Genomic DNA, 21,877 nt, shown 5'->3' on the forward strand with positions numbered 1-21,877 from the left:
TTTAGAGATACAGACAATCCAGAACAACGTGGTTATGGTCCTGAAAACACCATCCCCTGCATCCACGAGGCAAAGTCATATGTCAGAGAAAATCAAACTTGAATACCAGTCAGACATCATCTTCTATAAATGTGCCTCTGCTGGGGAGGACTGGAGGGAAAAGTGATCTATGAAACATTTGCTTTTTGATATGGATGATATAGTTGACATCATTTTCATCGATTATGTCTTTTCTGACTTCTGTTCGGACAATAGTGAAGGAGGGCGAGGTCGAAAAGTATGTCGAGGCAGTTCGCGCGTGGGAAGCACCTACAGATATGAATGGGTATTTTGCCCAAACAGGTGAACGATCCTTTATCTTCACGGGGGTCTTCAAGAACAAGGAGTCTCTTGTGGCGGCAAGACCTCAGATGATTGCTCATCTGGATTCTGTAAGAGACCTTCTTGAAGAGATCTCTGCTGATCTTGGTGTTACGGATCCTGTTTCCGGTCCAGTACTTGTCGAAAAACTGAACTGGTGCACCTGAATCAGTGCAACGTCGTTATGCCTTGGGAAAGAGAGGATTGGGAATGAACGGAAAAATTCTGGTAGTCGGAATCGTCCTCTTCTTCCTTCTCTTCTTTGTGTATGAAACTTGGATGATGCGAGGTCTTCCTCACTGATCAGACCTGGACGCTTAGCAATCCCGACTAATCAGCAGAACAGTTCAGATCAATACAGAAGAGAACTGCTCAGTAACGATACGTACATCAATTCAGAATTTCTTCCAAGAACTTTGGGACGCAATGCTACGACTGGTGCTAGCAACCACTTAGTTTCTCCGTAAGTATTTCTTCCGTCCGAATGTCCCCCGCTGACCTCTCATCGCTCAAGTGGGGCGACGACGGCGAACTGTCTTCTCAAGACACCTGGAACCTGGTCAACCGACTGACCAAGGTGGAGGAGGAGACCAAGGCATCAAACCTGCTGCACCTCTCCTCCAAGCACTCCCATGGAGAGCACCGCAAGAAGCGGAAATCTGCTCAATCCAAGTCTGCGTAGGTCCCGTATCCCGTAGTCCCGTAACACGACAACCCATAAGGATAAAATTAAATAAGACACCCTATGAAAAAATAATAACGAATTAACAGATTAACAATGAAAAATCATTTCTACAAAAATTTCCTTCGATCGGATAACTAGATGATTTATATCGCTTCTGCAACAAGTCTCCCTGCTCCTATGGTCACGAGAAATGTCATCATTATTACGACATCCCACGCTTTAGATTTGATGAAATAAGGCACTGAAATCAACATTGCTGTTAAGTGAATAGCAACTCCAGTCACAACGTCAAGATGAAGAGTGATGAAATATGCAGCAATGATTAACCCGCTACCAACAATCCTCATTCGTTGAAGCAAATCCACTGATCGCGTCATTAGTTCGTTGACTATAAAGATCTGATTACGCCTTGTGTGAGCATCGGTCATTAGGGATAACCGCCAGATGTACTGGTCGATACATTTATGTGATTAGACCTTGTTCCACTAATGCATCACACCAAGCAATCATAAAATCTTTTCTCTCAGTCAGCATCTGGGACTTGTCGTAGTAACCACGTATCTTGTCTCCAAAAGAGTGCGCCATCTGTCGTTGAATAATCTCATGATCAACCTTGAGCACCTCTTGTCCCGCGGTAAGAGCAAGGTGCCTGAATCCATGAGCAGTCGTTAGACCCTTGTATCCCATTTTTTTGAGATGAGCATTGAGTGAATCACGGTGCACATGTTGATACTCCCTTCCTCTTGGAGAGAAGAAGACATAGTCAGTCTCTCCTGTAAAAGTATGCAGTCGATTTAAAACATCTTTAATCGGTGCAGTTAACGGCACTTTATGACTCTTACCTGTCTTCATTCGATCTGCAGGAATTGTCCATATCTCCTTTTTGAAGTCAAATTCGTCCCACTTTGCTGGTGTCAAAGAACCAACTCGAAGGAAGGTCATCACCAGGATCTTCACTGCAAGAAGAATGACCAATGCAGCGTTCGGGTCATTCCTCTCCAGGTCATCAAAGAACTTGGGTAACTGGTCCCAGTCCAGAGATGGATTCGGTTGGGGTTTGTGTTGTGCCTTGGAAAACCGTGATGACTGAGCAGGGTTGGGTTCGTTCATCCATGCCTGGTCGATCGAGTAGGCAAACACCCCACGCATCACTCCAAGCATCTTCTCGCTGGCGATCTTGGACCCTCTGCCTTCGATTTTTTTCCTGAAGTCCAGGATTGCCTGCCGTCCTGTTTTGCCATCGGGTTGCTTGGCATCCCAGGCAAGGTTCTTGATCGGTGTCTCCGCTCCGAACTTGGGGATGATCTGGTCGAACAGCATGTTGCGGTAGTCCTTCAGGGTCGTCCTCTTCAGGTGGGACCTCTCCAAGAACTCCGTTGCAGCACGCTCAAGCGTTGGCGTCTTCTGCTGCTCCACGACGACCGCACGCTCCTCCTTCTTCAGTTCTCTGGGGTCCTTGCCCGTCTCTTGGGACCAGGTGCGGATGCGGACCCACTCGTCCCTGGCGTCTTTCAGGGTCCACTTGCCTGGTCCCTTGCCATAAGGACCGATGCAGACCCAGACCTTCTTCCCTCCGCCACCAGGCGGGAAATACATGTACCCGTAGAACGACTTGCCGCCTCCCTTCTTGGCGGGTTCCAGTCGAATTCGCAGTCCTGGACCAGCGGAGAAGTCTTTCATCTTCTCGCCCACCTTCAGCGCCCTGATTTCAGAGTCGGTGAAAGGCATCTCAGGATTCCTATACCTCTGATATTTTCCTATACCAGTCAAGTCCTTCCTATACCTTTTCCTATACTTTTTGGGTGAGAATTTGGCGGAATTCGTGGGAACTCAGGAAACCTTTGGTTTCTTCAAATCCATTGCCCCGCAATAGATCTGAGACCTCGTGGGAACTCCTGAGAAGTACTTGGAACGGAGAGGGTGAAAGCCCAACTCAGTACAGCAGCCCATGCTGGCCAGTGGCTTGGAGGAGCTGGTCAAATGGCTTCCACATTTCTCACAACACATCTCACAACACTGTCCGAGAGTCCAACTAACGGAACAAGCCATGCATGTACGCATGCCAAGCCAGCCAGCTCTAAGACATACATCAAAAGGCCCAATATTAATTCTAATTAAGCACCCAAAAAGAGCTAGCCATCGCAAGAGCCCTCAAACGGAGCCCATCCAAATAACATTACGTATGTAAAAAGACATAACTCATTGGCAAGAGACTCACTACTGCCGAACAGCAAGCCTAAAATTATTACATTACAGTAATGAGAATGAAAAAGGAACTTATCGCTAGTCCTTTTCTCATGGTAAGCCTAAGTCATACAAAGATTATCAAGGCACAATCATTTGACCAACGTCCGTATCGACAAGAAGACATAAATTGGTGCACCCAAGGACACATAAGAAAAACAGGAGTCCATCCGACAGTAGCTAGAAATTGGTGCACTTGCTTAGTTGACACGATGAACACAACTAACTACAGCAAATTCGAAATCCTCAATATTTGCGAAAGATGGGGTAGGCCATGAAAGCTTGGACATTTTTGTTATTGACTGGACTTCTACTTTTAGTGGGCTCCAAATCGAATGCAGGATATTATCGCTATCCGCTAGAAGGCTTTCACAAAGCTTGTGCAGATGGGTCAAGTGCTGATCTCGCCATACTTACTGGATACGGCGGCATGTATTTGACTGGAAATGGGAACCCTATGAATGCATACCCAATGGACATGTTTACAGGAGACTGGTCACCATTGCTTGGGGGAGGCTCACTTTGCTGGACGCGACAAATGAGCGCAGGAACACAGAAAAGTCTCATAAATAGCTATCAAAAATATTGCATTGATTCACAAAATCATTACTGCTTCTAGCGCAAAATCCAGGAGAAACCAATGAAAATATTGGGAACTTGCAAACGCGCAGGTGCTTGCAAGATCAAACTCGCACAAGTAAGTTGAGCCTGCTTCGTCAATTCAGTTTCTAAAGTGAAATCATGTTGATCTAAGCGAGCTGGCTATGTTCTGAAGCAATTAATTGCCGAGCACTGAATCAACAATCGAATTTCGCTGATTACTTCCCTGTTGCATACTTGCAGTTCCAGGCAAAGAAAGTCGGACAACCTCTGTCTCCTTATCATAAATATAGGGAAGAAGCGGATACTTAAATCTTGGCCCAGCATTTTTGTACTTTCGCTTTAAGCGCGGGGGCAGATCGTCAATGACCTGCCTTAGAGACATCTTACGTTCTGTTTCACCAGGATGGGTTGCCATTGGTTGTGTAGACGTATCACCAGTTATTCGGTGAAGAAAGTCAATGACATCAATGCATTTTTCGGGATCAAGCCCCGCATTAGCCATATAAGTCACAGCAAACTTATCGGCATCCAACTCGTGCTCACGAGAAACTTTTTTCATTTCTAGAGCAAAGTCCGAGATATATTCTTCAATATCTCTCATTGTCCTTTTAACAAGACTTGCCGGAAGCCCTTCCATATAGGACATAGCATTAAGGGTCTGGGGAGCAGACAACATTAAACGTGAAAGATTTTGAGACACCACTTGGCTATATCCCTGAACATATGAAGCACCTGCATATAAATCAGCCTCTAGCTGCCTCGCGAGATTTTCGGTATTCATACGAGATTGAACAGCAGCGGCATAGTTACCTTGAGACGATGCATATCCGACGTTATATGCATTCATACCAACGGCGACAGCAGCCCAAAATTCATTACTCTTCTTGGCCTTGTGTGCATTGGCGACCGCGCTTCGTATTTTTTGGGCAGCTATTTTGTCAAGGCTTACACGTTTTTTCTCCTCTTCTTTTATATGATTACGCTCAATATGCGCCGCCTCGTGTGCAACTACACATGCCAAGCCTTCAGTATTTGCAGCTAGATTATTTTGCAAAGCTCTACTTACTGTAATTAAGTTATTTCTCGAATTTGCAGTTGCATTGTTGCCTCCTAACGTATCGTTAATTGTCTGAAGAGCCCAGATAAGCAGATTATCATCTTTTGATACTTTGGGCAGATCTTCAGCTAATTTGCATTCAACACTATCACAAGTGCCTCCGCCCATTGCCCGTGAAGTTATGGACATTCCCTGTTTAAATTTATTTGTTTGCATAATCCTTTCCAGCATCCGATAAAGCGGATAAATGTATTCAGTCATCTCTTCTTTTTGCTCTGAGTAGCGATCAGTTGCAGTTGCTGGCTGCGCGCAAAGGAGTAAAGGCCCCAGGAAAAATGAGATTACTGTTACAGAGAATGTCTTGAACTCATTGGATTTCATTGCTGCCAAGGAGGACTTTATTGTCAATCATATACTGTTCGGAACGATAGTGCAACTGCTCGCCAAAAGTTCTCAACATTTTCTCTCCTTAATTCTTACTTTCCCCCATTAAACCCAGCAAAATTTCTACAAGGCCTCCTTAACAAGCGAAAAGCTAGAGATCATTACAATAAATTTTTCAAAAAGCATAGCAGTCGTCAAGCTGAACGCATCGAACCAAATTAAGTGGCCGCAACAAAAGCCAAACTCTCGGATCACTTGATTGAAATTTTCGACAAATACAAAGAAATATGGACTATGAAGCAAAGATGTAGCTCTAAATTTAGTCATCAAACAACGACTGGATCATCTGAAGAGCCGAAATTTTGACTCGGAAGAATAGCCTTGTCCTTTGTCTTAACAGCAACAACTTGTGCACTATTAAGCTAGCGCATTGCCGATACTGGGTTCACCAGGTAACGCTTGCGGGATGAGGTCGTCGACGTCCGATCAATAAAATCAATACCAGGACGTAGAACTCCGGCTTTGATCTGAGACACCAACCAATCACGCCCGCAATGCAAGTGTTGCGTCGCCTCCTTTAAGGGCACAAAGCGATCAGGTGATCGTGATTGAACCAGGCGGGAGACTTCTCGCTGCAAATAATCAACCCGCCTAATCAGATCGTTTAATAACTTTGCGGTATTAATGAGGTTACTATCCACAGAACCAACTAGATAACACTAGTTAATTCTAAATTGATATATCTGAAATCGAAAAAGGGGAAGCACTCCCCGGCTTATGCCAAAACAATCCACCAAGCCGGACTTTTTCAGGGCAATAGGGACTGTGGCGCCTGAGAGGTCACACGCATCTCGTAAGACTGAAATGACGCACAGACAAAAAAGAGCCTCCTCGAGTCCTTATGGATCAAGCAGGTCTGGGCTGGAAGATCTGACTGAGATTCACACCAGCTTCGTAGGCCAAAGATCGAACCTCGCTTTGTTGCTCTTCTGTGAGGCCATCCCAGAACGCATCGACAAGATCCATGGTGGCTTTACCTGCACCAAAGACACCTAAGACTGATAAAGGGAAGGCCATCCATGGGAACACAACAAGAACAACTCCCAGAACAGCACTTACTGCAGCACCCTCTTTGGCAGATGCCCAAACAGACTCAGCCACCAAACGAATTTGAGTTTGGCGATCCAAAGCTCCACGCTTACGCATGGCTTCGGTGCGAAGACCAGTCAACAGAGCCTGATAAATGGCGTAGACCAGAACCCCGCCCAGGGGTTGACTCACCCACAAACTCCGTGGAGGAGACAGGACCAACACTCCTGTTGATGTTGACGGATGCAAGTCCAGCCAAAGGAGCGATCTCCACTCCCGCCTTGGGAATCTGATAAGGATCTCGAGAGCGTCCCATGGTTGCGACCCAGAGATTCCAGTTTAGATCTGGCTTCCAGATGCATCAAGGGCATCCGTCGGGAAGCGGAGGGCGGAGTTTGCTTATCTCATTTCAATCTCAACCCCGCTCTAATCGGCTGCTACCAAATGGATCCTGGGTCTCAGGACTGAGATTGGGCTGAGATTGCACCTGAATCACAAACCTCTCTCAAGCAACGACCACATGGGTGTCCCTTTTGGGCTGACACTTTTGGTCATCCCATGTGATTCAAACTAATAGCCCAAATGGGACACCAATATGGGACACCAATATGGTCGTTATTACTAGATAAAGAGTAATTAGAGGGTCTAAATCGCACCACTTCGCTGAGATCCATTGTGCTGCAGTCGATTGACATCGATCACAAAGTCCCCCCTAGAACCCCAAAGTCCGCCCTGAGAGCCATAAAATATTGAATCAAACACACAAATCATAAGATCTTGGCTCACAAGCTGACAAATAGCAAAAGTAGACCAAGGCTATTTCAAATAATAAAGTGACTCTTAAATTTGCTATAAAAGCTCAAGGTTCTCGTAGATAATTTCAGATAGCAAGGCTACATTCGGAAAGAAGTGAAATTTAAGCCTTGCTTTTATTGGCTATGAGACAGTCAAGGTTGATCAGATTGTCGGAAGTCAAAGAAATGACTGGCCTATCAAGGTCGACGATTTACTCACATATGAGCCAAGGTTTATTTCCTAAGCAAAGCAAGGTCGGTACGCGCATTGCTGTCTGGCTCGAATCAGATATTTTGAGCTGGATTGAACAGACCACCAAACAATAAAGTACACTTAAATAATTTCGTTTAACCCTCAAGCCCCTGATCCAGCAGATAGTCCGACCAAGCAATCATGAAATCTCTGCGCTCTTTTAACAAGGTAGATCGGTCATAAGCTTGACGCACTTTATCTCCAATTGCATGAGCCAATTGACGCTGAATCACTTCTGGTTTATAGCCAAGGATGTCCTGTCCAATCGTCAACGGAATAGAGCGAACCCCATGTGCCCGCAGGAGTCCTTGATATCCCAACTTGATTAGATAAGCATTAATCGATGCTGGATTCATATGGGGATAGCAACCACCACGACCAGTGTCAAAAACATATCCAGTATCACCTGTTAAGTCTTTAAGCGGTTCTAGGACATCAATCATTGGTTGGGTCAGCGGAACCAAATGTGACTTCTTGCTTTTCATCCTCTCAGCTGGAATCGTCAAGATTGACTCTCCCTCGTCAATCTCAGACCATCGGATACCAGCCAGCGAACCAACTCTTAAAAATGATAAAAACAATAATTTAACTGCAGACCTAACAACCAAAGAGCCCTTCGTCTCATTGAAATTTAATCGTTCAAAAAATGTGGGCAATTGATCCGCCGTCAGAGTTGGATGATGCTGGACAACGTGGGACGACCGTGCATGCCGCGATCCCTGAGCAGGGTTTGGTTCTGACATCCAGCCCTGATCAATGGCATAACCAAAGACCTGCCTAAGGACCATCAAGGCTTTATCCGCCTGGACTGGAGCACGCTTTTCCAGATCCTTCTTCATATCCAGCACGATCCGCCGTCCTGTGCGTCCATCCCGTTGCACATCAGAGAAGGCAAAGCAACTAAGCGGCGTCTCAGCTCCCAAGACCGGCAACACCTGGTTATTCAGGCAGTTGGCGTAGTCCTTGCGTGTCGACTCGCGATGACGAGACGTGGCCAGATATTCCCTAACCGCCAATCCCAAGGTTGGTGAGTCTTGAGGCTAGGCCGGGAGCACCGACTGCTTGTAGACATGTAGGTCCTCTCCGCTATCGAGACCCCAAGCTCTGATCTTGGTCCAGGTGTCACGGGCCTCCTTCAAGGTCAGCTGACCATGCCCTCTGCCGTAGACCCCGAGGGAGTACTCCTTTTGTTTTCCAGAGCGTCCTGGAGGGAACCGGTAACGCCCCACGAAACGCTTGCTGCCGCCTTTTAAAGCCGGTTCCACCACCAGCAAGAGGGAATTGCCCAAAGCATGGGTTGAACGCTTTGGACCGGCCTGCAGAGCCCTGACTTGCGAGTCATTGAGGGAGGTCTGCGGCATTCTCACAACACCAGATTTTCTCACAACACATTAGCAAAAATCTCACAACACGTCTCACAACACGGTCATTGGAAATCCAAGGATTCCGCTGGACATTGGCGGACAGCAAAAGGCCCCAGACATGCTGAAGCAAAAGGGTTTAAGGAAATCTTGCGCCCGTAACGGACGTCAATTGAACGGAGAGGGTGGGATTCGAACCCACGAGGGTTTGACCCCTACACGATTTCGAGTCGTGCGCAATCAACCGGACTCTGCCACCTCTCCACACGCCTAACCGGCGTGCCTTAACTCTAAAGGGCGACCTCCGGTCCGCCTTCCTTCAACCAGCTTCGCTCGGTGCGATTGGGCGGAAATCCAAGCCAGGTGCCATCGACATCGCCGGAGCTGCCCTGATGCCGCAGAGCCCACAGGGCCTGAGGCCTGGGCAACAGGCGCCAGCGCTGATCACCGACCCGCAGCAGCATTGCCTGGCCGCGGTCCGAAAGCAGCTCGACAGACAGCCCATCACTGAGGAGGCGCTGACCCATGGCGAGACCGGCGCGACCCTGATGCGGTGCGACCACGCGATGCCCAAGGCCCTCCCAGCAGGCCATCGCTTCAGTTGCCACAGGATCGAACAGCATCACCCAGTCCAGCCGTCCATGGCCATGGGCATCCGCCAGGCGGCGGGCCATCCGGCAACTGCTTGCATCAGCTGACGTACTGACGAGAGCTGCGCGGCCCTGATGACGGGCCAGCAGCCAGTGCTGCCGGCCGCGCTGAGCCGTTACCACACCATCCGCCAGCTGAACGCATCCCTGCACCACCACAGCCGACAGCGTGAGCAGCAACCCCATCGGCCGCCAACGCCCATTACGAGGCAGTAACTATGGCAGCACGCCGAGCACCAGCAACACCACCACCCAAGGCTGGGGATGGCCAGTGAGCAATCGCGCGGCAGGCCAGTGACTGATCCAACTCACCAGGGTGATTAGCAGAGCAGCCAGCTGCGCCACCGGCCAGGCCAACAACGGCAGTGCCGCCGCCGGCAACAGCAGCGACGCCAGAGCCAGACCCATCGCCGAGAGGGTCAACGGGGCCAGCAGCGGAGCCGCCAACAGGTTGGCCAGCAAGGCATAGAGGGGAGCTGAGCCGAAGTGCAGCAGCTGCAGCGGCAAGGTCCAGGCCATCGCAGCCAGGGGAACTGCCAGGGCTGGTGCCAACCAGCCGAGCCGCATCGGCAAACGCTCCGCCCACCATCTTTCTAATCAAGGGCCCGTGATAATCAATCCCGCCGTGGCAGCAGCGCTGAGCTGAAAACCGATCGAGCGAGCCCAGGCGGGATGCACCAGCAGCATCAGGCTGAGGGTGAGCAGCAACACCCCAAAGCCATGGCTGCTCTCACCGGACTCTCGGATCAGCAGCGCAGTGGCCCCCATCAACACCGCCCGCACCACCGACGGTTGCGCTCCAGCACAGAGCAGAAAAATCAATAACGCCAACGCCGCCAGGGCCAGTCGCAGGGAACGCCCCAGGCAGCGACCCACCGCCAGAGCAGCACCCAGCAACACCGAGAGGTGGAAGCCTGAGGCCGCCAGGGCATGGGACAGCCCAGCCACCCGAAAGGCCTGGCGCAGTGCATCTGGAAGCTGCACCTGGGCACTCCCCAGCACCAGCGCCGCCAGCACCCCCGCCTCGCTCTGCTCCAGCCGCGGCCTGAAGACGATCAGCAATCTGCCGCCGCAGATCGGCGATGGGGGTCCAGGGCCGGCTGAGCACCTCGATGCTCGTGGCCCGCAGCTGGCTCCAACTGCCCCGGGCCGCCAAGCGTTCCGCCGGACCAGGCAGCAGGGGGTGAACACCAGCAGCGGGGCGTTTCATCGACCCGCGCACCCGAACGCGCCAACCCTGGCGGGGTGGATCCGGGCAAGGACGGAGCTGAAGCTCCGTGCGTCCGTCACGACGAACCGCGTCGATCCACTCCACCGCCACAAGAGCGGAGCAGGCGTCATCAAACCGTCGGGCATCCGCCAGCAGCCGACCGGTCAGCTGCACGTTGGAGCGGTTCTGCTGGATCGAGTGGGATGGATCAGACGCTTGCGGCAGCGGAGCCCCCCAGAACAGCCCCCGCAGCAGCAAGGTCAGGCAGAGCAGCAGGGCGCAGGACCGAACAGAGGGGAATCGGGGCAGGAGAAATCAGGCTGCTGACGGAAGTGTTCCCCCCTCCAGCAGCGGGAATCCCAGCGCTTCCCGCTCCGCCAGCCAGGCTTCCGCCACCCTGCGGGCCAGGGTGCGAATCCGACCGATGGTGGCGGTGCGTTCGGTGACCGAGATCACGCCGCGGGCTTCCAACAGGTTGAAAGTGTGGCTGCACTTGAGCACGAAATCCAGTGCTGGAGCCGGAAGCTTCTTCTCGATCAAGTCAGAGGCCTCGGCCTCATAGATGGCGAACAGCTGCTTCAGCCGCTCGGGATCGGAGCCTTCGAAGTTGAAGTGGCACTGCCCCTTTTCAAAGGGCAGCCAGATGTCGCCGTAGTTGCGCTCAGCGTTCCAGCTCAGATCCCAGATGCTCTCCACGTCCTGGAGATACGTGGCCAGGCGCTCGAGGCCGTAGGTGATTTCGATCGACACCGGTTTGCAGTCGATCCCGCCGCATTGCTGGAAGTAGGTGAACTGGGTCACCTCCATCCCATCCAGCCACACCTCCCAGCCCACACCCCAGGCACCAAGGGTGGGGGATTCCCAGTTGTCCTCCACAAAGCGAATGTCGTGGTCGGCAGCCTTGATCCCCAGGGCTGCCAGGGAGGCCAGGTAGGTCTCCTGGATGCCGTCTGGGGAGGGTTTGATCAGCACCTGGAACTGGAAGTAGTGCTGAGCCCGGTTGGGGTTATCGCCGTAGCGACCATCGGTGGGCCGGCGGCAGGGCTCGGGATAGGCCACGGCCCAGGGTTCCGGACCGATCGCCCGCAGCACCGTATGGGGGCTCATGGTGCCGGCCCCTTTCTCGGTGTCGTAGGGCTGCAGCAGCAGGCATCCCTGATCCGCCCAGAAGCGCTGCAAGGTCGAGATGATGTCCTGAAAATGCACTGCGAACCGAAGGTGCCTGGGGGTTGATTCTGCCCAGGGAGTCAGCCCCCATCCCCAATCGACCAGGCCAACCCGTTTGTGCCAACTGGCCGAGCTGCCTGAGTCGGGAGGAACGGCAGTCGAACTCTGGGATCCGCCACATCCGCTCCCGGCCGGCGAACTGGCCAATGATGTTGATGCTGGGGCGACGCACCACCTGATGCCTGATCTCGAGGTGAACGCATGTAGAGGAGCCCCGCATAAATCTCCTTGGGGTTGTCCACATGCGGCGGCTGATTGGTGGACGCCCCGCCGACGGGCTCGTTCAGCACGAACTGACAGTCGGTGACGAGATCCGATGGACCGCCCATCCGCCTTGGTGCCACCGCACCGGTAAGCAAACGCTGCAAGCGTCTCGGTCCGAGACAGCGCAGCAGCTGGGGCTCAAACAGACGCACCACCGCCTGCAAGTACTCGGCACTGGTCTGTAACCGCAGGAAGTCCTCCCAGATGGGAGGGAGATCGCTCCAGGGCAGTGCCTATGCAGTTTTCAGACGTCGGATGGGGCTGCCGCCATCCATCCGCAGGACCCGGCCCAGGATCTGCTCCTCAGGGAACGTCGTTTTCAGTTCGGAATAGATCGCCTCCGGCAGCGCCACTTCGGTGAAGACGTGGGGATAAGGGGTCTTCAACCCGTTCGATCGACTGGAGGCAACTGAGCCGCTCCATCACCAAAGGGGTGCAGCCGTACCGAGCCAGGCAGACCTCAGCTCTTCAAAGCCAGACAGCGGCGCAGATGGGCAATGGCGTGATGGCGATGGGGGTTGCTGACGTTCGGTCCGATCAACCCCAGCCAGAAACTGCCATCGCCCTGGAACACGAGCACCGGTTTGGCGCCGCCCTTGCCGTGGGATTCCAGCAAGGACATGCAGAGTTTTTCGGCTACTTCATGGCCCTTGGGTTGCTGACGCAGGCGCCGGAGCAGGGGATCCACCTGCGAGAACGAAACAAAGCTGGCGCGGGCTGAATCGGTCACCAGGATCAGCCCATCCAGCCACTGCACTTCCTGAAGCAACTCATCAATCCTTGGAAGCAGCGTCGGGAGCGGGAAGGCCATAACAGACCTCTTCTTAAACTTATCTTTAGCTTTACGACGCCAGTCGACTGTGTCGCAAGCGACGCAACACAAGCTTCACCGTTTCAACAGCAACATTCCCATCTGCCCCGCCACCAGGGTGTGATGCCTGGCCTCTGCAAATCCCGCCTCCAGGGCCAAACGCTCCTGAGCCGTGCCATCGGGGAACCTTTTCAAGCTCTCCTCCAGATAGGCGTACTCCTCCTTAAGACCCGCCGCAGACGCCACCGGCACCACAAGCCGACGCAGATAAAACCGCTGGAAGTCCGCGGCAGGCCCTGCCGTCGTCAGGCGATTGAAATCGAGTACACCAGCGAGGCGACCTGGTTTGAGCAGACGGGCCATCTCCTTCAGTCCCACCACCGGATCCGCGAGGTTGCGCAAGCCATAGGCCATCACAATCCCATCGGCCGAGGCATCCGGCAGCCCCGTGGACAGGGCATCCCCCTGCTGGAACACAACATTCAGCCAGGGCTGACGGCTTTGGCGGTGACGGGCGAGCTCCAGCGGTGCTGCCGCAGCATCCAGACCCAGCACTGAGCCACCGGGCCGTACGCGCCGGGCCAGCTCAAGGGCGAGATCCCCCGTCCCGCAGCAGAGATCTAGCCAGGTCTCGCCGGCTGCAGGCCGGAGCAAGCACTGCAACTGGCGCTTCCACTGACGATGCAGCCCAAGGCTCAGCAGGTCATTGAGTTGGTCGTAACGGGATGCGACCGAATCGAACAGCTGCTCAACTGCAGCGGGGTCACCTGGTTTCACGGACGAATCGATAGACCTCGCGCCAGCAGATCCTGCTTGATCTCCTCGACCGTGAGAACACCGTCATGCAACAGGGAGGCCAGCAGCGCAGCGGAGGCATGTCCACCGTCCGGTCCTGTCTCCAGGGCCTGGGCGATGTGGTCGATGCAACCGGCCCCACCGGATGCGATCACGGGCACCGGGACCGCATCGGCCACTGCACGGGTCAGGGCAAGGTCGTAGCCGGCCTGGGTGCCATCGCCGTCCATGGAGGTCAGCAGAATTTCGCCAGCACCGAGCTCCGCCACCCGTCGTGCCCAATCCACCGCATCCAGACCGGTGTTCTCGCGCCCACCCTTCACAAAAACGTCCCAGCCATCCCCATCCCGCCTGCGGGCATCGATCGCCACAACGATGCACTGACAGCCAAAACGCTCAGCCCCCTCACGCACCAACTCAGGCCGTCGCACTGCAGAGGAGTTCAAGCTCACCTTGTCGGCCCCGGCCCTCAGCAGATCGGTGATGCCCTCCACCGTGGAGATCCCACCACCCACAGTGAAAGGAATCGTGACCGATTCGGCGGTGCGATGCACCATGTCGATCAGGGTGCCGCGGCCTTCGTGGCTGGCCGCGATGTCAAGAAAGACCAGCTCGTCCGCCCCGGCGCCGCTGTAGCGACAGGCCAGTTCCACAGGATCACCGGCGTCTCGCAGACCGACGAAGTTGACGCCCTTCACCACCCGTCCGCGGGCGACATCCAGGCAGGGAATCAAGCGGAGAGCAACCATCTGTTCGGCGCAAAAGCGACTGTTAGGGTTGCGCCACTCTCCAAGCCTTGCAGGCCATGTCCCAGGCTGCGTCGATCAACATCGGCTCCAAGATCCGCGTCACTCGTGTTCGTGATCGGATTCCTCAAAGCCTGGTGGACCTGCTCAAAGCTGACGCCAGCGGCACGGTGAAAGAATTCCGCACCGTGGACGGCAAGGGCATTGGAGTGGTGGTGGAACTGAGCGATGGCTCCACCAACTGGTTTTTCGAAGACGAAATCGCAGCTGCCTGAGGACTTCCCTGTGAGCGACGCACGTCAGCTGCTGGGCATGAAAGGTGCCTCCGGCACCTCCAACATCTGGAAGCTGCGGCTGCAGCTGATGAAACCGGTCACCTGGATCCCCTTGATCTGGGGTGTGATCTGCGGTGCTGCCGCTAGTGGCAACTACCAGTGGAAGCTGGACCACGTGCTCGCGGCTTTCGCATGCATGTTGATGAGCGGCCCCCTGCTGGCGGGCTTCACCCAAACCATCAACGACTATTACGACCGCGATATCGACGCGATCAACGAGCCGTATCGGCCGATTCCATCCGGAGCCATTCCGTTGGGACAGGTGAAGCTTCAGATCTGGCTGCTGCTGATCGCTGGCTTGGCGGTGTCCTACGGCCTCGACATCTGGGCCAACCACAGCACTCCGGTGGTGTTCCTGCTGGCCCTCGGAGGGTCTTTCGTCAGTTACATCTATTCAGCTCCACCGCTGAAGCTGAAGCAGAACGGTTGGCTTGGGAATTACGCCCTTGGTGCCAGCTACATCGCTCTGCCTTGGTGGGCAGGCCAGGCCCTGTTCGGCCAACTGACCTGGAGCACGGCTCTGCTGACCCTTGCCTACAGCCTCGCCGGACTGGGCATTGCCGTAGTGAATGATTTCAAGAGCGTTGAGGGGGACCGGGAACTGGGGCTTCAGTCCTTACCCGTTGTGTTCGGGATCAAAACGGCCAGTTGGATCAGCGCTGGGATGATCGACATCTTCCAGTTGGCCATGGTTGCCGTTCTCATTGCCATCGGTCAGCATTTCGCTGCTGTTCTGCTGGTGCTGTTGATCGTGCCCCAGATCACCTTCCAGGACATCTGGCTGCTGCGGGACCCAGTTGAATTTGACGTCAAATACCAAGCCAGCGCTCAACCCTTTCTCGTGCTCGGCATGCTGGTGACGGCGCTGGCCGTGGGCCACAGCCCACTCACCCAGCTGATGTGAACCGCTCCCGTCTGCATTGGGCCCTCATCGCCGCAGCTGCAGCGGGTGTTGGCGTCGGTGCTGCTCTCGGAACACGGGCGCTGACCAAGCTGATTGACGCGGCTCTGCCGGATGCCCGCGGCATCGCCAACTTCAACCGCCCGGGAACCATCACGCTGCTCTCCACGCGGGGGCGCATCATTCAGAAACTGGGGCCAGCCACGCGCGACAAGCTTGAGCCGGGCTCCATGCCCCTGCTGGTTCAACAGGCTTTTATCGCCGCAGAAGACCGGCGCTTCTTCGACCACGACGGCGTCGATGGCTGGGGAATTGCCCGCGCGGTGGTCACCAACGTCCGGCAGGGATCGGTGCGGGAAGGCGCCAGCACCATCACCCAGCAGCTGGCTCGCACGGTCTTTCTCAGCCAAGACCGCACCATCGTTCGAAAACTCAAGGAAGCAGCCCTGGCTCTGAAGCTGGAACGTCAGCTGAGCAAACAGCAGATCCTTGAGCAGTACCTCAACTTTGTGTATCTCGGATCTGGGGCCTATGGCGTAGCGGATGCCGCCTGGAACTACTTCTCTAAAACACCCGATCAGCTCACGCTGCCGGAAGCCGCTCTCATCGCTGGTCTTCCCCCGGCACCATCGGTGTACTCACCCCTGGTGAATCCAGAGCTGGCCCGGCAGCAACGGTCCATCGTGCTGGAGCGGATGCGTCAGGAGGGCTTCATCACCAGTGCTTCGGCCTCAGCGGCCAGGAACTCACCGCTCAATCTGAAGCCGGCCATACCGAAGTACTTCAACAGCGCAGCACCGTTCTTCACCAGCTGGGTGGCCCAGGAGCTCCCCAAAATCGTCACCCAGGAACAGCTGGAAGTGGGCGGACTCAAGGTGCGCACCAGCCTCAACCTCGATTGGCAGACGAAGGCCCAGCAGGTCATTCGTGAGCATGCCCCATTCGACACCGAAGGTGCCCTCGTCAGCATCCAACCGGGCACCGGCCTCGTTCGCGCCTTGGTGGGAGGGAAGAGCTTCGGCAAGAGCCAGTTCAACCGCGCCACCCAGGCACTTCGGTCTCCGGGTTCGACCTTCAAACTCTTTCCCTACGCGGCAGCTATCGATCGAGGCATCAAACCCGATGACATCTTGCTCGACGCGCCCCGCTGCTGGCGGGGCTACTGCCCTAAGAATTTCGGCGGCAAATACTTCGGACCCATTTCCCTCGCAGATGCCCTGAAGAATTCACTGAACACCGTGGCCGTTCAGCTGCAGGACAAGGTGGGCTTCGACGCCATCATCGAGATCGCCAACGGCTTTGACATCGGGACCAAACGTCCGCTCGGGAAGTATTACCCGATGGCAATCGGGGCCTACGAGCAAACGGTGCTGGAGATGGCCGCGGCCTATGCCGGTGTGACGAACCGCGGGGTATTCGTGCAACCGACACCGTTCGAAGAAATCCGCGGTCCGAAGGATGAACTGATCTGGAGCCGTCGCATTGATGGCGATCGCGGCCGTCGCGCTCTGGATAGCGAGGTGGCTGATGCCATGAACTGGATGCTTCAACGGGTTGTGACCGGTGGAACAGGCATCGCCGCCAAATTGGACAACCGCCCCGTAGCGGGCAAAACAGGCACCTCAGAGGGAACCCGCGATCTCTGGTTCATCGGCTCGATCCCGCAGCTCACAACAGCTGTGTGGTTCGGCTACGACAACAACAAGGAAACCAAGAGCAATAGCGGTGAAGCCGCCTGGGCCTGGAAGCAGTTCATGGTGCAAATCGAGGACGAGTTTCCTCAGCAGCCATTCCCGGCGAAACCCATTTTGAAACGCCCATTCCAGCCCCCAGGCAAGGCCAAACCCAAGAAAACAGACAAAAAAGTCCCCTACCGCGGCTACGACTACGAGACCAAGCCCGTCTACACGGCCCCACGCTGGAAGCCCGACCCATCGATGGCTCCTGCGCCTGTCCCTCTCCCTGACCCGGTCCCTGTCACCCAGCCACTTTTTGACCAAAGTCCAGGCCCTTCAGCTTCACCGGAAGCACCAGGTGAGCCTCCGGCGGAGGTGAACGGCCGCCGCAACTGGCTCAAACCGCAGATTCAACGGCGCTGAAGCACGGCGGCATAGAAACCATCACCACCACTTTCAGCATCAGGCCAGCGCTGGGTTTCATCGAGCAATTTGAGCGCAGGGTGAAGCTCCAGCAGCCAACGAACCTGGGCTGTGTTCTCCGCTGGGTGGATCGTGCAGGTGGCATACACAAGAGTTCCGGTCTCGGCCAGCAGGGGCAGCAGCCCCTCCAACAGCGATCTCTGGAGGGGCAAGAGGCCCTCAATCGCAGAAGGGGTCATCCGCCAACGCGCATCGGGATGACGGGCCAAGGTGCCCAATCCAGAGCAGGGGGCGTCGATCAGGATCCGCTGGAAACGGCCCCGCCACTCGGGACGATCCTTCAGCAGCTGCTCGGCATCTGCCGCCAGAGCCTGAATTGAGCCATGGCCAAGCCGGGCCGCATTGGCCGCCACCCGTTTCAACCGACCGGCCGAACGGTCCACCGCCCAGATCTCAGCCTGATCGTTGACCAACTCCGCCAGATGGGTTGTCTTCCCACCTGGGGCGGCACAGGCATCCAGGATGCGATCACCGGGTTGTGCAGCCAGCAGCGGTGTTACCCACTGCGCCGCTCGATCCTGAACACACCAGTGGCCGTCGTCGTAGCCGGGCCAGCTGCGCAGATCACCCTTGTGACCCTCCACTTGCAAGCCCTGGGGACAACCATCGATGGGATGGCTGCTGATCCCGGCACTCTCCAGGGCAGCCATCACCTCCGCCCTTGATGCCCGCAAGGGATTGACCCTGAGATCAAGGGAGGGCACCTGATTGCAGGCTGCCGCCACGGCGGCAGCCCCCTCTGCCCCTCGCCATTGCAGCAGCAGCGGCGGTAACCAGTCCGGCAGGGAATGCTCGAGGGCGAGAGCAGCAGCCCAGTCGGCGGGTGTGTCCAACAACTGGCCAGACTCGCGAGCACGCAGAGCGGAGCGCAGCATGCCGTTGACCACAGGGGCCAGACGGGCCAGACCAACAGCCTTCGCCAGATCCACAGTGGTGTTCACCGCAGCGGAAGCGGGGATGCGCTCCATCCAGAGCAACTGATAAAGGCCAACGTGCAGGAGCCAGCGCAGCTTGGGCGGTTGCTTCGACGCCGGAATCCTGCCCAGCCGGTCCAGCCAGGCATCCAGGGGGCGACGCCGGCGGATCGCTCCATAGGCCAGCTCCGTGGCCAGGCCCCGATCGGCTCCAGCCAGGGGATGCTCGCGCAAGGCCCGTTCCAGAGCGACATCGGCATAGGCCCCTGCCGCCACCGCCTGCAGCACCTCCCAGGCGAGTCTCCGTGGAGCCAATCCTTTGGTTTGCGGCTGCGTCAATCCAGTCAACCCTCAGGATCCAGACATAGCGTCCGGCCGCCACAGCCGTTCCTTCAACGGCAAACGACCCTCCTCATCCACAGGGACACCCTCCGCCAGCAACAGCTCCCGCTGGATCCAGTCGCTGCCCTCGCGGCTGAGGCTCATTGAAATACGCCCCTGAGCATTCACCACCCGATGCCAGGGCACGTTTGACGGTAACGGCAGGCGACGCAAGGCCCACCCCACCTGCCGGGCACAGCCATAGGCACCGATCAGATCAGCGATCTGTCCGTAGGTGGCAAGGCGGCCATGGGGAATGCGAGACACCGCATCCCATACGCTCGAATCAAAGGAAATGCGGTCGCCCATGCCCCTGCTGCCCAGACGGTTTGAACGGCTGAAATCCGTTTTGAACCATCGCATGGCAGATCTGACCGTGCTGCTGGAGCACGTGGAGAAGCCCCACAACCTGTCCGCCATCCTGCGCAGTTGCGATGCGGTGGGCGCCCTCGAGGCTCACATCGTCAGCCTGCAGGGACGAACGCGCACCTTCAACAGCACCGCCCAGGGCAGTCAGAAATGGGTGCCCCTGAACGACCACCCAACCATTGAAACCGCAATCGGCAGCCTGAAAGACAGGGGATTTCGGGTCTACGGCACCCACCTCGGGGTTGAAGCGAAGGACTACCGGGACTGTGACTTCACCGGCCCTACCGCTTTTGTGCTGGGGGCGGAGAAATGGGGCCTGACCGATCGAGCTCGGGATTTGATGGATGAGGCACTGTTCATCCCGATGCGGGGCATGGTGCAGTCCCTCAATGTTTCGGTCGCCACGGCCACCCTGCTGTTTGAAGCACTACGGCAGAGGCAGGCGGCCGGAACAGCGCCAAGCCAGGGCGAGGGGTTGTCAGCAGACCACTACACAAAGTTGCTGTTCGAGTGGTCTTACCCCCAAGTCGCCGACTGGTGCAGGGAGCAGGGGCGTCCTTACCCGGAACTCAATGCAGACGGAGAACTGCTGGAAGACTTGCCACGAACGGTGAAGTTGCGCTGCTGATTTGAGCCCGGCCCCTTGCCGATGGGGGCGCCGCTGAGCCATAACCGAATCAGCGAATTGTCAGGAATGGACGACAAAGCAATGCACGACTACGCAGTCACGTATCACTGCGGTGAGGAATGGGGTGAGGAGATGCTTAAGTCCGTCGATCTCGGCCAGGCGGTGGAGGCAGCCCATGCCCTGTTCCCAAGTTCCTGCAGGATTTCCATCCGTGAGGTGAAACCACCCATCAGCCGCTGAATCGTGAGCCGCTGAATCATCAGTGGTTTGATCGCGACGCCAATGGCAAGCGCAGGGCCGCAACCAGAGCAACGCTTTCCAGCAACAGGTTCTGGCTGACCAACACCACCACAACGATCAGCAGAGCTGCCAGCAACCGCTCCAGCAGGCCGATCACATCGTCAGGATTTTTGCGGCCCGACATCCACAGCATCACCGAGATCGCCAGGAACAGCAAGCTGGTCCACCAGGGCATGGCGTGAAAAACCGGTTACCTCAGTTTGACGTCGGTCGGTTCTCTGCGCCGCTCACCCAGGCCTCGATGCCCTCGCCCAGGAAAGACAGGCCCAGCACCAGGATGAACATGGCCAACCCTGGAAACAGGGCGGTCCACCACACGCCGGTGGGCACGGCTGCTAGCGCCAGATTGAGGTCTCCACCCCATTCGGGCACGGTTTCGGGAAGCCCAAGGCCCAAAAAGCCCAGGCCCCCCAACACCAGCACAGCATCAGCTGCGTTGAGGGTGAGCAGCACCGGCACCGAGGTGATCACGTTGCGGAAGAGGTAGCGGCGCAGGATCCAGAACGGCCCTGCGCCGAGGGTGCGGGCGGCTTCCACGAACAGTTCACTCTTCACCTGAGCCGTCTGGTTGCGCACCACCCGGAAGTACTGCGGCACATACACCACACAGAGGGCAGCGGCGGCATTGGGGATGCCCTTGCCCAGCAGAAACGCCAAAACCACAGAGAGCAACAACACCGGCAGGGTGTAGAGCGTGTCCATCAGCAGCACCAGCACCCGGTCCACAGCCCCGCCGAGGTAACCGCTCACCATCCCCAGGGGAACACCCACCAGCAGGGCCAGCCCCACAGCCAGCAGCACCACCTGCAGAGCCACACCGCTGCCGGCCATGGTGCGCATGCAAACGTCGCGCCCCAGACGATCCGTGCCGCACCAATGCTCAACGGTGGGGGGCGCATAGATCGGATTGGCAAGGCCGGCATTGGCATCGGGCAACCAACCCAGGGCCACCAGCAACGGTGTGACCAGAGCGACGACGCCATAGATGCCGACGATTACGAGCCCCCAACGGGCCATCCGTGTGGAAAGGCTGAGGCTCAAAACCGGGGTTGCAACCAATGGGTGCATCATCCCCCCAGGTTGTGAGCCCGCAACGGTCATCAACCCACCGCCTCCGAGCGAATGCTCTGATCACCGCGCTGCTGCTCCAGCTTGAGCAACAACACCGGCAGATGCGGGTGATCGGCGATTCCCGCATGATCCACGCCATCAAGAACCACCCGGTTCTGATAGGCACCGCCGCTGGCAACACCAATCTTATCCAGGTGGACTATTCCACCAACAGCAGCTCCTCACTGACAACCAAAGTGAGCACCACCCTGTCGATCCCCGCTCAAGGTTGGTGCCCCACCTAGGG

27 protein-coding genes, 1 tRNA gene and 1 pseudogene are annotated in these 21,877 nt (G+C 56.1%); 10 read left to right on the forward strand and 19 right to left on the reverse strand.

All coding sequences use genetic code 11. The features are described from left to right. Window positions 1–224 precede the first annotated feature (224 nt). Window positions 225–527, forward strand: a complete 303-nt coding sequence (locus TX72_RS08370) for a hypothetical protein (RefSeq protein WP_042503719.1) — start codon at window positions 225–227, stop codon at window positions 525–527. A gap of 317 nt (window positions 528–844) precedes the next feature. Beyond that, window positions 845–1,042: a DUF8633 family putative protein gene (locus TX72_RS08375; protein ID WP_042503721.1), complete on the forward strand. Its 198-nt coding sequence runs from the start codon at window positions 845–847 to the stop codon at window positions 1,040–1,042. Between the two features lie 146 nt (window positions 1,043–1,188). Here the strand turns inward: TX72_RS08375 and TX72_RS15020 are convergent, their stop codons facing one another. The 4 genes from TX72_RS15020 to TX72_RS08400 form a co-directional block, all read right to left on the reverse strand. Then, window positions 1,189–1,473: a DUF8641 family protein gene (locus TX72_RS15020; protein ID WP_524902831.1), complete on the reverse strand. Its 285-nt coding sequence runs from the start codon at window positions 1,471–1,473 to the stop codon at window positions 1,189–1,191. 34 nt (window positions 1,474–1,507) lie between these two features. After that, window positions 1,508–2,773 (reverse strand): tyrosine-type recombinase/integrase, encoded by a 1,266-nt coding sequence (locus TX72_RS08385; protein ID WP_011128526.1) that lies wholly within the window; start codon window positions 2,771–2,773, stop codon window positions 1,508–1,510. 1,294 nt (window positions 2,774–4,067) lie between these two features. Then, on the reverse strand, window positions 4,068–5,330 hold the full coding sequence (locus TX72_RS08390) for a M48 family metalloprotease (protein ID WP_011128527.1): 1,263 nt from the start codon (window positions 5,328–5,330) through the stop codon (window positions 4,068–4,070). Between the two features lie 909 nt (window positions 5,331–6,239). Then, window positions 6,240–6,614, reverse strand: a complete 375-nt coding sequence (locus TX72_RS08400) for a hypothetical protein (protein ID WP_225867689.1) — start codon at window positions 6,612–6,614, stop codon at window positions 6,240–6,242. Between the two features lie 746 nt (window positions 6,615–7,360). On the opposite strand from TX72_RS08400, the gene TX72_RS13285 reads away from it, so the two are divergent. Continuing rightward, on the forward strand, window positions 7,361–7,543 hold the full coding sequence (locus tag TX72_RS13285; protein ID WP_071820848.1) for a helix-turn-helix transcriptional regulator: 183 nt from the start codon (window positions 7,361–7,363) through the stop codon (window positions 7,541–7,543). Between the two features lie 21 nt (window positions 7,544–7,564). Here TX72_RS13285 and TX72_RS08405 read toward each other — a convergent pair whose 3' ends face one another. The 5 genes and pseudogenes from TX72_RS08405 to TX72_RS14750 all read right to left on the reverse strand — a co-directional run bounded on the left by TX72_RS08405 (window position 7,565) and on the right by TX72_RS14750 (window position 10,497). Next, entirely contained in the window at window positions 7,565–8,491 is a 927-nt protein-coding gene (locus tag TX72_RS08405; RefSeq protein WP_011128530.1) for a tyrosine-type recombinase/integrase, read from the reverse strand. An 18-nt stretch (window positions 8,492–8,509) separates the two neighbouring features. Further along, on the reverse strand, window positions 8,510–8,830 hold the full coding sequence (locus TX72_RS13635) for an Arm DNA-binding domain-containing protein (protein ID WP_052298031.1): 321 nt from the start codon (window positions 8,828–8,830) through the stop codon (window positions 8,510–8,512). 177 nt (window positions 8,831–9,007) lie between these two features. Beyond that, window positions 9,008–9,094 (reverse strand) — tRNA-Ser (locus TX72_RS08410). 26 nt (window positions 9,095–9,120) lie between these two features. Then, the gene (locus tag TX72_RS14745) at window positions 9,121–9,666 is read right to left on the reverse strand and encodes a hypothetical protein (protein ID WP_011128532.1); all 546 of its coding nucleotides are present in this window, start codon (window positions 9,664–9,666) and stop codon (window positions 9,121–9,123) included. A gap of 30 nt (window positions 9,667–9,696) precedes the next feature. Further along, window positions 9,697–10,497: pseudogene (locus TX72_RS14750) on the reverse strand (ComEC/Rec2 family competence protein). A 166-nt stretch (window positions 10,498–10,663) separates the two neighbouring features. Here TX72_RS14750 and TX72_RS14755 point away from each other — a divergent pair. Next, a complete protein-coding gene (locus TX72_RS14755) occupies window positions 10,664–11,017 on the forward strand; it encodes a hypothetical protein (RefSeq protein ID WP_225867690.1) in 354 nt (117 codons plus the stop codon). Here the strand turns inward: TX72_RS14755 and glyQ are convergent. The 6 genes from glyQ to hisF form a co-directional block, all read right to left on the reverse strand. Continuing rightward, entirely contained in the window at window positions 11,006–11,896 is an 891-nt protein-coding gene (glyQ, locus tag TX72_RS08420; protein ID WP_011128533.1) for a glycine--tRNA ligase subunit alpha, read from the reverse strand. The genes TX72_RS14755 and glyQ overlap by 12 nt on opposite strands. A 41-nt stretch (window positions 11,897–11,937) precedes the next feature. Continuing rightward, a complete protein-coding gene (locus TX72_RS08425) occupies window positions 11,938–12,336 on the reverse strand; it encodes a hypothetical protein (RefSeq protein WP_148228806.1) in 399 nt (132 codons plus the stop codon). A 78-nt stretch (window positions 12,337–12,414) separates the two neighbouring features. Beyond that, window positions 12,415–12,567, reverse strand: coding sequence for a hypothetical protein (locus TX72_RS14235; protein WP_158305747.1), 153 nt, complete (start codon window positions 12,565–12,567; stop codon window positions 12,415–12,417). 74 nt (window positions 12,568–12,641) lie between these two features. Beyond that, the gene (locus TX72_RS08430) at window positions 12,642–12,992 is read right to left on the reverse strand and encodes a hypothetical protein (RefSeq protein WP_011128535.1); all 351 of its coding nucleotides are present in this window, start codon (window positions 12,990–12,992) and stop codon (window positions 12,642–12,644) included. 75 nt (window positions 12,993–13,067) lie between these two features. Further along, window positions 13,068–13,769 (reverse strand): bifunctional demethylmenaquinone methyltransferase/2-methoxy-6-polyprenyl-1,4-benzoquinol methylase UbiE, encoded by a 702-nt coding sequence (ubiE, locus tag TX72_RS08435; protein WP_011128536.1) that lies wholly within the window; start codon window positions 13,767–13,769, stop codon window positions 13,068–13,070. Continuing rightward, complete coding sequence (gene hisF, locus TX72_RS08440; RefSeq protein WP_011128537.1) at window positions 13,766–14,536, reverse strand: imidazole glycerol phosphate synthase subunit HisF; 771 nt, start codon at window positions 14,534–14,536, stop codon at window positions 13,766–13,768. Before hisF ends, ubiE begins: the two co-directional genes overlap by 4 nt. Before the next feature lie 56 nt (window positions 14,537–14,592). On the opposite strand from hisF, the gene petP reads away from it, so the two are divergent. The 3 genes from petP to TX72_RS08455 are packed head-to-tail and all read left to right on the forward strand — an operon-like array spanning window position 14,593 to window position 17,868. Continuing rightward, complete coding sequence (gene petP, locus TX72_RS08445; protein ID WP_011128538.1) at window positions 14,593–14,808, forward strand: cytochrome b6f subunit PetP; 216 nt, start codon at window positions 14,593–14,595, stop codon at window positions 14,806–14,808. 10 nt (window positions 14,809–14,818) lie between these two features. After that, a complete protein-coding gene (gene chlG / locus TX72_RS08450; protein WP_042503728.1) occupies window positions 14,819–15,772 on the forward strand; it encodes a chlorophyll synthase ChlG in 954 nt (317 codons plus the stop codon). Beyond that, complete coding sequence (locus TX72_RS08455; RefSeq protein WP_011128540.1) at window positions 15,769–17,868, forward strand: transglycosylase domain-containing protein; 2,100 nt, start codon at window positions 15,769–15,771, stop codon at window positions 17,866–17,868. The genes chlG and TX72_RS08455 overlap by 4 nt, the downstream gene beginning before the upstream one ends. Here the strand turns inward: TX72_RS08455 and TX72_RS08460 are convergent. Continuing rightward, on the reverse strand, window positions 17,856–19,181 hold the full coding sequence (locus TX72_RS08460) for a 16S rRNA (cytosine(967)-C(5))-methyltransferase (RefSeq protein ID WP_011128541.1): 1,326 nt from the start codon (window positions 19,179–19,181) through the stop codon (window positions 17,856–17,858). The genes TX72_RS08455 and TX72_RS08460 overlap by 13 nt on opposite strands. A gap of 12 nt (window positions 19,182–19,193) precedes the next feature. Continuing rightward, on the reverse strand, window positions 19,194–19,532 hold the full coding sequence (locus TX72_RS08465; protein WP_011128542.1) for an MGMT family protein: 339 nt from the start codon (window positions 19,530–19,532) through the stop codon (window positions 19,194–19,196). On the opposite strand from TX72_RS08465, the gene trmH reads away from it, so the two are divergent. Next, on the forward strand, window positions 19,531–20,220 hold the full coding sequence (gene trmH / locus TX72_RS08470; RefSeq protein WP_011128543.1) for a tRNA (guanosine(18)-2'-O)-methyltransferase TrmH: 690 nt from the start codon (window positions 19,531–19,533) through the stop codon (window positions 20,218–20,220). The genes TX72_RS08465 and trmH overlap by 2 nt on opposite strands. A gap of 66 nt (window positions 20,221–20,286) precedes the next feature. Continuing rightward, window positions 20,287–20,460: a hypothetical protein gene (locus TX72_RS14490; protein WP_173358503.1), complete on the forward strand. Its 174-nt coding sequence runs from the start codon at window positions 20,287–20,289 to the stop codon at window positions 20,458–20,460. A 19-nt stretch (window positions 20,461–20,479) separates the two neighbouring features. Here the strand turns inward: TX72_RS14490 and TX72_RS08475 are convergent, their stop codons facing one another. Then, window positions 20,480–20,695 carry a hypothetical protein gene (locus tag TX72_RS08475; RefSeq protein WP_011128544.1) on the reverse strand — a complete coding sequence of 72 codons (216 nt, stop codon included), beginning with the start codon at window positions 20,693–20,695 and terminating at the stop codon, window positions 20,480–20,482. A gap of 20 nt (window positions 20,696–20,715) precedes the next feature. Further along, on the reverse strand, window positions 20,716–21,537 hold the full coding sequence (locus TX72_RS08480; protein ID WP_042503731.1) for an ABC transporter permease: 822 nt from the start codon (window positions 21,535–21,537) through the stop codon (window positions 20,716–20,718). Window positions 21,538–21,578: 41 nt separating this feature from the next. Here TX72_RS08480 and TX72_RS08485 point away from each other — a divergent pair, with 41 nt between their 5' ends. Further along, window positions 21,579–21,875: a hypothetical protein gene (locus tag TX72_RS08485; RefSeq protein ID WP_042503732.1), complete on the forward strand. Its 297-nt coding sequence runs from the start codon at window positions 21,579–21,581 to the stop codon at window positions 21,873–21,875. Window positions 21,876–21,877: the final 2 nt, after the last annotated feature.

This window comes from Parasynechococcus marenigrum WH 8102, from assembly GCF_000195975.1.
Classification (GTDB): domain Bacteria; phylum Cyanobacteriota; class Cyanobacteriia; order PCC-6307; family Cyanobiaceae; genus Parasynechococcus; species Parasynechococcus marisnigri.